This is a genomic window from Actinomadura sp. 9N215, assembly GCF_044326345.1.
In the GTDB taxonomy this organism is placed as follows: domain Bacteria; phylum Actinomycetota; class Actinomycetes; order Streptosporangiales; family Streptosporangiaceae; genus Spirillospora.
Window position 1 is genome coordinate 206,939 of sequence record NZ_JBIRBA010000008.1, and the last position, 14,821, is coordinate 221,759.

At 71.0% G+C, this 14,821-nt stretch carries 11 protein-coding genes; 1 reads left to right on the forward strand and 10 read right to left on the reverse strand.

Translation table 11 applies throughout. From position 1 onward, the window contains the following. Positions 1-42: 42 nt before the first annotated feature. Positions 43-894 (reverse strand): 3-methyl-2-oxobutanoate hydroxymethyltransferase, encoded by an 852-nt coding sequence (gene panB / locus ACH34T_RS16245; protein ID WP_395992945.1) that lies wholly within the window; start codon positions 892-894, stop codon positions 43-45. 328 nt (positions 895-1,222) lie between these two features. Here panB and ACH34T_RS16250 point away from each other — a divergent pair, with 328 nt between their 5' ends. After that, the gene (locus ACH34T_RS16250) at positions 1,223-3,352 is read left to right on the forward strand and encodes a SpoIIE family protein phosphatase (RefSeq protein WP_395992946.1); all 2,130 of its coding nucleotides are present in this window, start codon (positions 1,223-1,225) and stop codon (positions 3,350-3,352) included. A 79-nt stretch (positions 3,353-3,431) separates the two neighbouring features. Here the strand turns inward: ACH34T_RS16250 and ACH34T_RS16255 are convergent, their stop codons facing one another. The 9 genes from ACH34T_RS16255 to eccCa form a co-directional block, all read right to left on the reverse strand. Further along, positions 3,432-4,328 carry a DUF6177 family protein gene (locus ACH34T_RS16255; RefSeq protein ID WP_395992947.1) on the reverse strand — a complete coding sequence of 299 codons (897 nt, stop codon included), beginning with the start codon at positions 4,326-4,328 and terminating at the stop codon, positions 3,432-3,434. Further along, positions 4,325-4,702, reverse strand: coding sequence for a hypothetical protein (locus ACH34T_RS16260; RefSeq protein ID WP_395992948.1), 378 nt, complete (start codon positions 4,700-4,702; stop codon positions 4,325-4,327). Before ACH34T_RS16260 ends, ACH34T_RS16255 begins: the two co-directional genes overlap by 4 nt. Positions 4,703-4,796: 94 nt before the next feature. Beyond that, entirely contained in the window at positions 4,797-5,744 is a 948-nt protein-coding gene (locus ACH34T_RS16265) for a hypothetical protein (RefSeq protein ID WP_395992949.1), read from the reverse strand. A gap of 332 nt (positions 5,745-6,076) precedes the next feature. Continuing rightward, a complete protein-coding gene (locus tag ACH34T_RS16270) occupies positions 6,077-6,547 on the reverse strand; it encodes a hypothetical protein (RefSeq protein WP_395992950.1) in 471 nt (156 codons plus the stop codon). A 24-nt stretch (positions 6,548-6,571) separates the two neighbouring features. After that, entirely contained in the window at positions 6,572-8,836 is a 2,265-nt protein-coding gene (locus tag ACH34T_RS16275) for a DNA/RNA non-specific endonuclease (RefSeq protein WP_395992951.1), read from the reverse strand. Beyond that, positions 8,833-9,132 carry a DUF6507 family protein gene (locus ACH34T_RS16280; RefSeq protein WP_395992952.1) on the reverse strand — a complete coding sequence of 100 codons (300 nt, stop codon included), beginning with the start codon at positions 9,130-9,132 and terminating at the stop codon, positions 8,833-8,835. Before ACH34T_RS16280 ends, ACH34T_RS16275 begins: the two co-directional genes overlap by 4 nt. Before the next feature lie 159 nt (positions 9,133-9,291). Then, the gene (locus ACH34T_RS16285) at positions 9,292-10,305 is read right to left on the reverse strand and encodes a DUF6177 family protein (RefSeq protein ID WP_395992953.1); all 1,014 of its coding nucleotides are present in this window, start codon (positions 10,303-10,305) and stop codon (positions 9,292-9,294) included. Further along, positions 10,302-10,673, reverse strand: a complete 372-nt coding sequence (locus ACH34T_RS16290; protein WP_395992954.1) for a hypothetical protein — start codon at positions 10,671-10,673, stop codon at positions 10,302-10,304. Before ACH34T_RS16290 ends, ACH34T_RS16285 begins: the two co-directional genes overlap by 4 nt. Further along, complete coding sequence (gene eccCa, locus ACH34T_RS16295) at positions 10,670-14,776, reverse strand: type VII secretion protein EccCa (RefSeq protein ID WP_395992955.1); 4,107 nt, start codon at positions 14,774-14,776, stop codon at positions 10,670-10,672. The genes ACH34T_RS16290 and eccCa overlap by 4 nt, the downstream gene beginning before the upstream one ends. Positions 14,777-14,821 lie beyond the last annotated feature (45 nt).

The following is a 14,821-nucleotide window of genomic DNA, read 5'->3' on the forward strand; positions in this document are numbered from 1 at the left end:
CCGGGGCCGGCGGTCGGCGGCCGGTCAGTGAGTAGTGGACGGTCAGTGGTAGGTGTGCTCCGGCGCCGGGTAGACGCCGCTCACGACCTCGTCGGCGTAGCTGCGCGCCGCCTCGCCGAGCAGCGTGTTCATGTCGGCGAACTTCTTGACGAACTTCGCCGTGTGCGGGGTGAGCCCGGCCATGTCCTGCCAGACGAGGACCTGCGCGTCCGTCTGGTTGCCGCCGCCGATCCCGATCGTCGGGACGGACAGCGACGAGGTGACCCGCGCCGCGAGCTCCTCCGGCACGCATTCGAGCACGACGGAGAACACGCCGGCGGCTTCGAGGGCCTTGGCGTCCGCCATGAGCTCGTCGCCGTCCTGCCCGCGGCCCTGCACCCGGTACCCGCCGAAGGCGTTCACCGACTGCGGGGTGAGGCCGAGATGCCCCATCACGGGGATGCCCGCGGCGACCATCGTCTCGACCTGCGGGAGGACCCGGCGGCCGCCCTCCAGCTTCACGGCGTGCGCGCCGGTCTCCTTGAGGAACCGGGTGGCGGCGGCGAGCGCCTCCGGCACGCCCGTCTGGTACGAGCCGAACGGCAGGTCGGCGACGACCATGGCGCGCTTGGAGCCGCGGACGACGGCCGCGGTGAGCGGGATCAGATCGTCGACGGTGACGGGGATCGTCGAGTCGTAGCCGTACACGACCATCGCGGCGGAGTCGCCGACGAGCAGCACGGGGATGCCGGCCTCGTCGAAGATCCGCGCGGTGAGCGCGTCGTAGGCCGTGAGCATCGGCCACTTCTCGTGCCGCTCCTTGGCGGCGGCGATGTCGCGTACGGTCACCCTTCGCCCGCTCGTACCGCCGTACAGTGCGGTCGGCTGCGCGGGGGGTGCGACAGAAGAAGACATGCGAGAACCTCCGGTCTTGAGGCGCCACGGTGGCGTACCCAGACGGAACCGATCGTGCCACTAGAAAAACGATTCTGGTAGCCCCCGCCATTCCCGCGGACCCCGCCGGAGGCCCCACCCGGGCCCCGCCCGCGGCCCATCGGCAGGCCGCGCGGTTCCTCGATCGGACGGTCCATCGGACGGGGGAGCGCCCGGAATGTGTCCGAGAGGGACATATACCTAAGGGATTTCGACGTGGTAAGCGTGATCTTCTCCCCTTGAAACGGTGTCATGCCCCATACTGTCGCTGGGTAGTGCTGAAACGACCGGCTGTCTGGGAGCGCGTCACGTGAGATCCGTCATGGCGCCGCGAGGCGATGCGCCCGCAACCGATTCGGCGTCCCGGACGCTGGTCCTGGGCATCGACGGTTCCCGGCGGATCGCGCAATGCGGTCCGAACGCGAGGGCCGTCCTCGGCCGTGCCCCCGAGGAGCTGATCGGCCATCCCGCCACCGAACTGGTGGGGGACGACGCCAAGGCCGAGCTGGAGGCGCTGCTGGAGGCCAACGAGGCCGGGCAGGAGCGCAACGGCGTCATCACCGTGGTGCGCGGCGACGGCACGTCGACCGAGGCCGTGGTGACCGCGCAGCCGCTCGTCGGCGGCGACTCCTCCGTGGCGCCCACCGCGCTGCTGTTCGTCCGGGTCGCGCTGCCGCCGAGCGAGCGCTACCAGGACCCCGCGCTCATGCGGCGGGCCCTGATGGACGACCAGCTCACCCGGTTCGGCGCGTCCCTCGACCTCGACCAGTCCGCGCGCGGTCTCGTCGACGTCGTCGTCCCGCACTACTGCAACGCCGCGTCGGTGCTGGTGCTGGAGAGCCTGGTCGCCGCGGACGAGGTGCACGCCGAGTCCGGATCGGCAGTGCTGCGCCGCATCGCCGTCACCTCCGACGACGGGAACCCGGCGTGGACGTCGGCGTTCCCCGTCGGCGAGGTGCTGGTGTTCCCCGAGGGCACCCCGTACCGGGAGGTCATGGACACGGCCCGTCCGGTCCACCTGCCGCACATCGACGTGGACTCCGCGTCCGAGATCGCCCGGCTGTGGCGGCGCGGCCCCGCCGGGGAGCTGCTCACCAACGTGTCGATGGTGCTGCTGCCGATGATCGCCCGGGACACGCTGCTCGGGTTCCTCGCCTGCACCCGCGTCCCCGGGTTCCGCAAGTTCGACGCCTACGACGTCGAGATCGGCGCCGAGTTCGCCACCCGCGCCGCGATCGTCATCGACAACGCGCGGCGGTTCAGCCGCGAGCGCGCCACCGCGCTGGCGCTGCAGCGCAGCCTGCTGCCGAACCGGCTGTCGGCGCCGTCGTCGGTCGAGGTCAGGCACCGCTACCTGCCCGGCAGCAAGCTCGTCGAGGTCGGCGGCGACTGGTACGAGTCGATCGCGCTGCCCGGCGCCCGCGTCGCCTTGATCGTCGGTGACGTCGCCGGGCACGGCGTCCGCGCCGCCGTCACCATGGGACGGCTCCGCACCGCCCTGCACACGCTCGCGAACCTCGAACTGCCGCCCGCCGACGCCCTGCACGTCATGCACGAGCTGATGATCGAGCTGGGCGAGCAGGAGCCGCACTTCGCCACCTGCGTGTACGCGGTGTACGACGCGACCACCGGCACCATCGAGATCGCGTCCGCCGGGCATCTGCCGCCGCTGCTCGCCGGTCCGAACGGCGACAACGAGTACCTGCAGGTCCCGCCCGCGCCGCCGCTCGGCGTCGCGGGCGGCGCCGCGATCGAGAGCCGCGAGTTCACCGTCGAGGACGGCAGCCTCTTCGTCATCTACACCGACGGCCTCGTCGAGAACCGGGGCCGCGACATCGACGACGGCCTCGCCCGCCTCCAGCAGGTCTTCGGCCCCGACTCCGTCGGCCACTCGATGGAGGACCTCGCGAAGGCCACCCTCGCCGGCGTGTACGCCGACCAGCACCGCGACGACATCGCCGTCCTCATCGCCCGGCTCCGCCGCCTCCCCGAGGACCGCTACGCCTCCTGGACGCTGCCCGCCGACCCGGCCGCCGTCCGCCGCGCCCGCGGCCTCGTCTCCAGCCGCCTGGAGGACTGGGGCCTGGAGGAGCTCGACTACACCACCGAACTGCTCGCGTCGGAGCTCATCACGAACGCGCTCCGCTACGCGCCAGGCCCGATCGAACTGCGCCTCCTCCTCGAACGCACGCTCGTCTGCGAGGTCTTGGACCGCTCTGCCGCGCTGCCCCGGCTACGCCGCGCCGAGGACGACGACGAGAACGGCCGCGGCCTCCTCGTCGTCAGCCAGCTCGCGCACCGCTGGGGCACCCGCCGCACCGCCGCCGGCAAGGTCGTGTGGTGCGAGCAGATCGTCCCGGGCGTCGACCCGGACGCGTCCGAGCAGGTCTCCGGCTGGCCCGGCGAGACCTGGCCCGGCGAGAACCACCACCGCGAATAGCGTCCGTCACCCGCGCGAGCCGATCAGGCTGACGCCGCCCGCCATGCCCGAGACTCGGCGTGTCCGCCGCTGGACGGCGTCACGCCGCCGGACCCTTCCGGGTGGAGATGATCCGGGCGAACTCCGCCCACCCTTCCGGGCCTTCGTCCAGGTCGAACCATTCCGCCCGGCCCAGCACCCGCGCGCCGATCTCCGCCTGGGCCTCGGGTCCGACGGCCATGCCCACCGGCACGGGCGGCCCCGACCAGCGCGGCTCCACCGTCAGGTCGGGCCGCCCCGGAATCTTCTGCGCCAGCATCGACACCAGCGAGAACCCCGCGTCCAGCCGCTCGGCGAGGGCCCGCGCGTCGGCCTCCCGTCCCACCCCGGCCGTGACGGTCTCCTGCACGCCCGACGTCGTGCGCGTCACCGTCATCGTGCCGACCACCCCGTCGCCCACGAACACCAGCCACGTCGGCTGCGGAGCCCTGTCGCGGCACAGCGTCGTCAGCCGCTCCACGTTCCACGTGATCCCGGCGGGCTCGGACGTGCCCCACCCGGCGGGCGGGCCGCCGCCGAGCTCCTCGCAGATCACCTGCGCGACGACCCCGACGGCCAGGGTGTCGTACGCGGTGTGCCGGACGGTCGCGTTGATGACGAACTGCGTCCCGTCCGGGCCCGCCTCCTTGAAGGCGTCGGCCATGCCGCCGTCCGGAGAGAAGGCCGCGCCGTCCCACGCGAGCCTCGTACCGGAGAAGCCGTCGTAGTAGCCGCCGGCCGGATCCGTCACCACCCAGCGGCAGTCCGGGCCGGTGAGGGCCAGCCGCAGCGGCAGCGTCAGCCGCGAATGCACGGGCGTGACGACCTGAAGCCCCTTGCCGTCCTCAGCGCACGCCCGGATCGCCTCCGCCATCCACGACGACAACGAGACGACGGGCCGGTTCTGCATCACCACGCCGACCCGCTCCGACATCACGTCGATCGTCGCGTCCGTCATGTCGCGCGCCTGACGTACTCCGGGTCGCCCGTCCACACCACGCCGCCGAGCCGCTCGACGAGCCGGGCCGCGAACCGCAACGCCACCACCTCCGACCCGTCCCGGAACTCGTCACCGCGCGCCTCCACCCACCACACCGGCGCCTCCACCTCCCCGACCTCCGGCCCCAGCAGCCGGGTCAGCTCACCGGCCACCTCCACCAGAACGGGCGTCTCAATGGTCACGACCGCCTGCCCGTCCTCATCGCACAACCGCAACGCCGCACCGTCCGCCACCCCCTGCACCCGCCACCCGCTCCCGGCCGCCACCATCCCCGCCACAACGGCCCCCACATCCGGCTCAGCCCCCACCAACGCGACAACGTCCCTGGTCACTCCCGGCCTCCTCGATAGACCAGCCTGAGCACGTCCGGGAAGACCACGATCCGCCATGCCTACGGCCGCATCGCCCCGGCAGACCTGAATCGTGCTATTCGTTCGCGATGTCTTCCAGAGCATGGAGACTCGGCGCCTCACGCTCTTTGGCCTTGTCCGGGATGGCACCGCCGCGCGGGTCCTCCGGGTCGCCTCGCCATTTGTGCAGCGCCTGCAATGAGGTGAGCGCGTCCTTGACCGCTTCGTGCAACCGCTGCTCCCACACGGTCCGTGCGCCCTCCCCGGCGGCTCCTGCATCGGGGCGGGCTAGGAAGGACGCCGCGTCTTCGGTCACCGACGCCCACAGGTAGCCGACCGTCCGGCCTTGGAGGACGACGGGGAAGTACCGCACTGCCTGATCGGTGGATGCGGGATAGTCGCCGGTGAGTTCCTGGAGTGCCCGCAGGCTGGGAGCCTCGCGTTCTTCGGCGTCGGCTGGGATGGCACCGCCGCGAGGGTCTTCGGGGGCGCCTTTCCATTTGCGCAGCGCCTGCAGCGGGGTGAGGCCCTCCTCACCCGCTTCGCTCAGCCGCTGCACCCACGGCACCCCCGCGTTCTTGCCGAGTGCTCCGGCATCACCACGATCCTGCCAGTGGGCCGCGTCGTCGGTCACCGATGCCCATAGATAGCCGACCACCTTGCCCTGGAGAACGACCGGGAAGTACCGCACCGGCCCGTCGGTTGACGCCGGATAGTCCGTCTCCGGTATCTTCAGCGGCCCCAGCGTCTCTCGGACCTTTCTGCGATCGATGGGGGTTCCGTCCGGCCAGGTCGGCTCCTTGGTGAAGAAATCCTTGAGGGGATCCACGTATCCGGGATTGGCCAGCTCCTTCAACGCCTCCTTGTTCTCCGCCTCTCCTTCGGGGGCGTCGGTGGCGATCGCTCCGCCTTCAGGATCTTCGGGTGCGCCCCGCCATCTCTGTAGCGCTTCCAATGGATCCAGCCCGTCCTTACAGGCTTCGCGCAGTCGCTTCGACCAGACCAGGGGTGCACGAAACGCCATGTCCATCACCTCTAGCCGCCGAAGGAAACCGGCCGCGAACTCGAGGTCAGACGCATAAAGGTACCCGATCACCTCCCCCCGCAGCGTCACCGGAACGTACCGAACGGCCCCCAGAGGATCGAACTGGTACGACGCAGCCCGCCTCGGCTGTCCACTCATGAAAATCAACAGCCTCCTTGTCGCCACAGCCCTCGTTGAGGGGGTCTCCGGCGCCCGCCATTTCACACCTTCCCGGCGTGCACGCGGGATCTGGTGGCCAGGGAACTCGACCTTGGATGACAGAGTCGCCTTCTGTGTCTTGATTTGTTACGCTGGCATATCCCGACTGACGGCTACTTCTCTTCTTCGGCGGCTTCGGCCTCAATGATCTTCTGGCGGAGCCAGCCGGGAATGTGTTCATCGTCGCGCGGGAACCACTTGAGATCGTTGACATAGGTCATCGGACTCGGTTTGAAGTTCAGCGTCGCGGTGAAACTTGGCTCATTGTCGTAGTCAAAGTCGACGCTGTACCTGCCCGGACGGACGACCACATATTCTGCGCTGAACCATGTGCCCTTGCCGGGCTCGTACATTCCGGCGCGCAGTTCTCGCAGTTTCAGTCGCGAGGTTTCAGGTGGTTTGACGCGAACCGTCGTGTCATCTTCCAGTCGGACGGTCACATAGCCGCCCGAAAGTTCTGCGGTCATCCCCAGTGAGTAACGAACCTCTACCCATCCTGCCGGCGCAGCGGAGATGATTTCGGCACCGACCTCTTGCAGGAGCTTGCCCTGCTCCTCTGGGGGCATGGGTGTGGGAAGGGGCATCGACCGGTCCTTGATGATGGCGTCTTATTTGTAGGGTGGAACATTGTCATAGGAGAGTTGGGCATCAAAGCGGTCATTGATATCGAAATCCACATTAATCCTCGTGGGCGCCCTCCTGCCCGGTGGATAGTCGACGTCGATAACAATCTTCACTATGTGAGGATCGGGGCGATCGATCAGCGCGTTTAATGCGTCCTCCATGCTTCTGAAGTTGGTTCCGGCATCCCCTCCCTTCTGGAAACGGTTGAGCGACTCCAGCATGGGAACGATGTTGATGCGCTCGCCCGGCCCGCCGACCGCCGTGGCGATCAAATGTCCGCCCTGCCAGCTTACTTCATCGAACAGTTGGATCTCACCCGGCTCGGGTGGTCGTCCGTGCTCGGCCTCGAAGGATTTGACTATCTGGTCATTTATCTCTTCGTACTCCACACGCCCGAGGTCACCGGTATTGGTTTGATCCGTTCCCATGCGGTTTGCAGGGTCCGAGCCGGTGTAGTGCAATTGGCCTTCGACCCGGGTGGTCCGTGCTTCGGCATCGGTGTGGAATTTCCAGTTGTCGTCCACATGGTAGACCGTATTGGGGCGCGGGTTGCGCAACTCAGGGTTCCAGCCGCCGGTGCGGCCGGACTTTGTGTGAACCTCTACGATCTTCCCGTGCTCGTCGGTGAAGTAGATGCCGCGCAGCTCGCCGTCCTGGTCCTGGACGATGTAGCGCCTGTTGGCTTCGAGTTCGACGCCGCCGTCACCGAAGCGCTCGTTCTTCGCCGGTGCGTCCGCGTGGTCGCTCAGGATGGCCCTGTCCTCGAATCCGGATCTCGGGCCGCTGCCGGAGGGATCGTGCGGCGGGCCCGACGGGCCGTGTGGCGCACCCGGCAGGGCAGGGTCGCTCGGGGAGGCGATGGTGCCGTGATACGGGCCACTGGGGCCGTCTCCGGCGTGAGATGTGGCGGTGTGACCGCCAGAGGGTTCGTGGATGGACGTGGCGCCGCCACCGCCGGGGTTGGGATCGGGACTCCCGCTCGGGGGCGCTGAGGGGTCGTGGGCGGTGTTGGTGGTGGGGCCGGTGCGGGCGCCGGCCATCTCGGGGGTGTAGGAGGCGCGGACCTGGGTTTCGGCTGGGTGGCGGTGTTGGCGTTGGACCCATTCGGGGATGCGGTCGGGGATGTTCGTGTGGGGGGCGGGGTGGTAGGCGGGGGCGGGGCGGTGCCAGGGGAGGTGGATCTTTTCCAGGTTGAGTTTGACGGTGGTGGTGAGGTCGCCGATCTTGCCGGTGAGGTGGGCGGCGATGTCGGAGACCTTGGGGATCTTGGCGCCGGCGCGGACGGTGAGGCTGAGCGGGTCGACGACCGCGCCGGCCTTGGCGGCGCCGTGGGAGAGCTTGCCGAGTTTGCCGGCGCTGCCGGCCCGGCCGATGGGGATGATCGAGGTGACGACGTTGTAGAGGGTGTTGCCGAAGGCGCGGGCCGGGTCCTGTTTCCAGCGGTCCCAGGCGACGAAGCCCTTGCCGAATCCCTTCCACGTTTCGCCGACCTTGCGCCGGACGGACGGGATCAGCATCGCCGGCATGGTGATCGGGTTGAACGGGATCGTGAGGGCCATCAGGCTCTTGTAGGCGCCGAACCATTTGCTGGGGGAGGTGACCAGGTCCCAGATGCCGGTCGCGTCGCCCAGGAGGCCGTCGCCGAATAAGCCTTTGAAGAGGGACACCGCGCCGTTCCCCAGGTCTTCGTACCAGGGCAGGTCGGCCTTTTCGGGGGAGCCCCAGGGACGTTCCTGGCCGCCGCCGCCGGTGGGCAGGGCGGGGGCGGTTTCGCCGTAGGCGGCGTAGATGTTCTGGGCGGCCTTCTCCTGGGCGTTCTGGAAGGCGATGGCCTGGGCGTCGACGGCGGCGAGCAGGTCGTTGTTCTGCCGGACGAGGTCCTTGTTCTCCTGCCAGTCGCCGTCTTCGGCGTAGGTCTTGTTCACGAAGGTGACGGCCTGCATGTACAGGCTCGTGAGTTTGTTCTTGATGACGCGGGTTTCGGCGGCGTAGGTCGTCAGGGCGCCGGTGACTTTTTCCAGTTGGCCGGCGAACATGGCCGAGTCGTCGCGGACGGGTGTCGTGGCGGAGAAGAGCCGGCCGGCCTCGGGGGCCTTGTAGAAGGCGGATAAGCCCTGCCAGGTGGTGTGGACGTCCGCGCCCGCCTCCCGGATTCCCGCGGCGGCCTTTTTCAGGCCGTGGGCCTCGGCCTCCACCGCGTCCGGGTGGACCTTGGCCATGATGCCCAGGACCTCGTCGGGGACGATCATCGGCGGCCCGGGGTCTGGGCGGCCATTTCCTCGTCGCCGTGGACGTAGGCCATGGTGGCGTCGGCGGCGCCCTGCAGCGTGCGTTCGGCGCGGCGGGCGATGCCGTTCAGCGTCGTCTGGTGGTGCTGGACGAATCCCTGCAGGGCTTGGGCGACGCGGGGGCTGCCGCTGGCCTCGGCGGCGTCGCGGGAACCGGTCACGAAGGTCTTGACGTGTTTCTCGATCGGTTTGAACGCCGCCGCCGTCCGGTTGATGACGCCCTGAACCCCGTACGGATCGATGTCCCAAGCGGTCATGCGAACCCCCCATCGTCGACCGATATGACGCCCACGCTAGGGGCCGGGCCCGACAAAAGTGGGACATGGCGGAAAAGGGACAGTACGTAATCGCCGATTGGGTGTAATGATCATCTGACCGGCGGGTCAGATTGGCTGTGCCCACTGTGCGGGGTCGCGTCAAAGGCCCTGGAGGTGGCGGAGGAGGTCGCCGAATCGCTTCCAGGCCGCCGGGTCATCGTCGTCGGCGAACGGGTACCACATGCCGGGCTGGTCGGGGTCGCCGATCGGGCGTCCGCCGGACTCCGCTGCCGCCGCGCGTCCGGTCCCGATCTCCGCGACGCCCGCCGGGCCGACCGCCAGGCCGAGGGGCAGCGGACGGCCGCACCAGCGGGCCGGGAAGGTGAGGTCGGTCCGGCCGGGGGCCCAGCGGGCGACGAGCGTGCTCAGCGTCCCGCCGCGCGCGAGGGCGGCGGCCAGGTCGCCGAGGTCGTCCAGCGGGCGGCCGGCGTCCGGGGGCAGCGCGACGGCGAAGCTGATCGCCTCCTTCACCCCGGACGTCACCCGGGAGACGCGGACCGTGCCGCCGAAGCGGGGCGTGTCCGGCGCGTCCGTGCCGTGCGGGCCCATGAAGACCAGGTAGGTGGCCCGCGGTGTGCGGCGGCGGCACAGGTCGGTGAGCTCGCCGGGCGACCAGCGCGACAGGGCGGGCTCGGCCGTCCCCCACGACGCCGGGAGGGCGCCCGCCAGTGTTTCGGTCAGCCGTTCGACGGTTCCGCCCAGCTCCAGTTCGGGCGTGGCCGGGTGGACGATCTGAAGGCTCACCGTCAGATGGTGGCCGAGGCCGGCGGGCGGCTCGCGCAGGTACGTGGGCGACGGTCCGCGCGTGGCCGCCTCCCGGTCGACGACGAACGCCGTGCCGTCCCAGGCCAGCGGGAAGCCGCTGAATCCGTCGTAGTAGCCGTCGTCCGGTTCCTGGACCACCCAGCGGGTGTCCTTGCCGTTGAGCGCCAGCCGCAGCGGCAGCGTGAGCCGGGCGTCGTGGGGGGCGAGCACCTGCACGGCCTGTCCGATGGCGGCGCACCGCGCCATCACGTCGGTGAGCCAGCTCGACAGCGGCACGAGCGGACGGTCCTGGATCACCACGGCGCTCTCGCCGGTCACGATGTCCACCGCCGGATGCGCCGTGGTCATCGGCCGCCGCCTTCCGCCGAGCGCCATACCGCGCCGCCGAGCCGTTCCACCATGGCCGCGGCGAACCGGTCCGCGGCCTCCTGGCCGCGCGGGTCGGCGCCGGTCGCCCGCGCCTCCACCCACCAGAACGGGACGGTCAGCCCGGCGACGACGTCCGGGCCGAGCAGCCGTTCGACCTCGCCCGCGACGTCGACCCGCTGCGCGGACTCGATGCTCAGCAGCGGGAGACCCTCGTCGTCGCACAGCTGGATGAGCGCGCCGTCGCCGGAGCCGCGCACCCGCAGCGTGTCGCCGGCGTCCACCATGGAGTCCACGATGGCGCGCACGTTGGGGGCGCGCCTGGTCAGCACGACCATGTCGTAGGTCACCGGCCCTCCTCGGTCTTCTCCCCGGGCGGCGTGGCCGTCTCCTTCGGTGTCGAGGGCTCGGCCCTTGGGGGTGTGGTCTCGGGCTTCGGTGTCGTGGGTTCGGTCTTCGGTGGGGGGTCGTCCTTGGGTAGGGCGGTCTGGACTAGGCGGGGGGACTCGCCGCGCCTGATCCACTTTCCGCGGCCCGGCGGGAGCGGGTCGGCGTGCACGCGCGGGAAGATCTGCCCCTCCGAGCGGTCCCCGGACATCAGCAGCGAGCCGGTGCCGATCTCGCGCATCGACTGGACCAGCGGGTCGTACAGGCCGCGGCTCGACCCCGCGACCCGCCGGGTGACCACGAAGTGCAGCCCGATGTCCGGGCCGTTGGGGACGAACGGGACGAACGCCGCCATCGGCTGCTGCCCGGCGGCGGTGAGCAGGTCGTAGTCGTCGACCAGGACCACGATGCGCGGGCCTCCGAGGGCGCCGGCGGCGTCCTCGTCGTCCGGCTCGGGCAGGCGGCCCTCCAGCTCCTTGGCCACGCCCGCCGCCAGGCCCGCGCACACCCGCGGCGTGTTCGCGTACCCGCCCATGTAAGGCTCCGGCACCAGTTCCCGGCCCAGCGAGCGGCGCGGGTCCATGACCGCGAACACGACCTGCTCGGGGGTGTACCGGTCGACGAGGCTCCGCGCGATCAGGCGCAGCAGGCCGGACTTGCCGCTCCCGCCGTCCCCGAGCACGAGCAGGTTCTGGTCGGCGCCGAACAGGTCGAGGAGGACGGGCTCGAACGAGCGCTCCTCCAGCCCGATGGGCACGAGCGACGGCTGCTCGCCCAGGCCGGGAAGGTCGGCCGCGTCCAGGCGGTGCGGCAGGACCCGGACCGGCGGGGCGACCGGGCCCGTCCACGCCGACCGGACGGCGCCGACCGCCGACTCCACCGCGGCGCCCAGCTCGGACGGATCGGGCCTCCCCCCGAGCGCGGGCACCGCCACCTGGGCGAACAGCTTGCCGTCGGTCAGCGCGCGGCCCGGCTGCCCCGCCCCGATGGTCTGCGCCAGCTTGCGCTCGACGGTCGAGTCGGACGGGTCGTTCAGCCGCAGCTCGATCCGGCGGCCGAACATCGACTGCGCCGACATGCGCACGTCGTTCCAGCGGAGCATGCCCGCCACCAGGTGGACGCCGTAGCCGCCGCCCCGCGTGAGGATGTCGGTGATCATCTCGTCGATCTCCTCGAAGTCGGCGCGGATGGCGCCGAACCCGTCCACGACCAGGATCACGTCCGCGGCCGCCAGCTCGGGCACCTGCCCGGCCGCGTGCATCGACCGGAGCCGCTGCACGCTGTCGACGCCGTGCCGCCGGAACACCTCCTGCCGGTGGTCCAGCATCGCGTGGACCTCCTCGACCGTGCGGCGCACGCGCTCCCGGTCGCTGCGGCCCGCGATGCCGCCGACGTTGGGCAGCCGCGCCAGCGCCTGCAGCCCGCCGCCGAGCAGGTCGAGGCCGTACACCGCCGCCTGGGCGGGGGAGTGGGTCAGCGCCAGCGACAGCACCAGGGTGCGCAGCAGCGTCGTCTTGCCGGTCTGCGGGCCGCCGATCAGCGCGACGTGCCCGCCCGCCGACGCCAGGTCGAGGCTCCACAGGCCCTGCCACTGGCGGCGCGCGTCGTCCAGCAGGCCGATGGGCACCTGCAGCGGCTCCGTCCTCACCGGGAGCCGCATGCCGTCGGCGTCGATCCGGACCGGGCCCGTGACCTCGTCCAGCGTGGTCAGCGCGGGGAGCGGCGGCAGCCAGATGTGCTGGATCCGGCGGCCGTGCTGGACGAGCCCGCCGACCAGCACGTCCAGCAGCCGGGGACCGGCGGAGCGCTCGGGCAGCCCGGCCCCGTCTCCGGCCGGTTCGCCGCCCGTCCTGCGCGCCGTGTCGGACGGGTCCGACAGGTTGTACGCCGTGTACGGCCGCACGGGCAGCCGCTCGTCGCCCTTCTTCACCGTCTGCACCGGTCCGCGGTACGGCCCGGACACGTACCCGCTCTTGAACCGCTGGTACACGCTGGTGTCGACCTTCAGGTACCCGAACCCGGGCAGGGCGGGGAGGTGGAAGGCGTCCGGGCTGTCCAGGACGGTGCGGCTCTCCTCCTCCGAGAACGTGCGGAGCCCCAGCCGGTACGACAGGTACGTCTCCAGGCCGCGCAGCTTCCCGCTCTCGATCCGCTGGCTCGACAGCAGCAGGTGCACGCCGATGCTGCGCCCGATCCGGCCGATCGACAGGAACAGCTCGATGAAGTCGGGCCGCGCGGTGAGCAGCTCGCCGAACTCGTCGATGATGACCAGCAGGTACGGCAACGGCGCCAGCTCGGGACGGCGCGTCCGCTCGAACGCGTAGTCGCCGATGCTGGCGATGTTGCCCGCGTCGCGCAGCAGCTGCTGGCGGCGCTGCACCTCTCCGGACAGGCTCGCGTAGGCCCGCTCGATAAGCCCGGCGTCGTCCTCCAGGTTGGTGATCACGCCCGCCACGTGCGGGAGGTCGCCGAACGGCGCGAACGTGGCGCCGCCCTTGTAGTCCACCAGGACCATGCTGACCTGCTCGGGCGGGTGCGAGGCGGCCAGCGTCAGCACCAGCGTGCGGAGCATCTCGCTCTTGCCGGACCCGGTCGCGCCGACGCACAGCCCGTGCGGGCCCATGCCCAGGCTGGCGGCCTCCTTCAGGTCGAGGACGACCGGTTCGCCCGCGTCGTCCAGCCCGATCGGGATCCGCAGGAAGGCCCGCTCGCTGCGCGGCGCCCACAGCCGCGTCACGTCGATCTCCGCCGGGTCGTCAACGCCCATCAGCGCGGTGAAGTCGATCTCGCCGCCCTCGGCCGCGCTCTCCTCCGCCGACTCGCGCGACAGCCGCAGCGGGGCGAGCATCCGCGCGAGCCCGGCCAGCATCCCGGACGGGACGTCGTCGACCGTGCCGGTCATGGTCACCGGGACCGGGTCGCGCAGGTCGTCCACCTCGACGCGGTCGCCGTCGACCCGGATCCGCACGCTCACGTCGCCTGGCTCCTGCCGCTGGTCGGCCACCAGATGGACGATCGTCGCGGCGAGATCGGCGGGCGGCACGGACTCGTCCGGGCGCACCAGGTCGGCCGCGATGTCGCCGTGGGTGTCGTGCACCACCAGCAGCCTGCGCAGTAGCTGGAACGAGTCCCTGCGGCCGAGCCCGCGCCGGACCTCGGCCGCGAAGTCGGTGCGGTCGCGCAGGTCGTCGGACAGCAGCGCGGCCAGCCGCAGCGGGCTAGGCGCGATCAGCCGGACGGGCGCGCCGGCGTCGTGCCGGTGCCGGTCCAGCACGTGCGGCAGCCATTTCACCCAGTCCCAGTCGGCGGCGCGGTCGGCGCCGCAGGCCCCCGCGACGGCCACGGCCTGCGGGGAGGGGAACGCCGTGAGCTGGGCGAGGAGCGCCCGCATCAGGCGCAGGTCGTCCGCGCGCCCGCCGACCACGCTGACGTTCCCGGCCATGTCGAGCGGCAGCGTCAGCGGCATGTCCGGCGAGCTGCGGAACCTTTCTAGTAACCCCCGCGCCTCCGCGAGCATGAACGGGTCGGTCGGGGTCAGCGCGGTGCCCTGCTCGCCGAGCTCCAGCGGCGCGCCCGGCATGAACCCGGTGCCGGCCCGCACCCGCAGGAAGTCGGGCTGGCGGCGGCGCCGCTCCCACAGCCGGGTCGGGTCGCGGACGACGTCGTACAGCGCCTCCGGCGGCGGATCCAGGACCCGCGCCCGCGCGCGCTCCGCGGCCTCCCGGGCGGCCAGCTCCTCCCGCAACCCCTCCAGGTACTCCAGGTAGCGCTCGCGCTGGGCGCGGCGCTGCCGGGACACCTGCCCGCGCCGCGACAGCAGCATCGCCGCCCCCGCCAGCACCGCCACCACCAGCAGCACCGCCCCGAAGATCATGAACGCCGGGTTGCGCAGCACCGTCATGATCGCCAGTGACGCCATCATGCCGACCATGGGCAGGATCATCAGCACCTGGTTGCCCTGCGCGCCCTCCTCCGGGAGTGTGGGCGGGGCCTCGATGAGGCGCGGTTCGGGCTCCGGGCGGGGGAGGATGGTACGAGCCGGACGATGGACTACCCGGATGGTCACGACCGCTACCCCTCGTCGTTCACGACGGCGTCAACCAACCCTAAT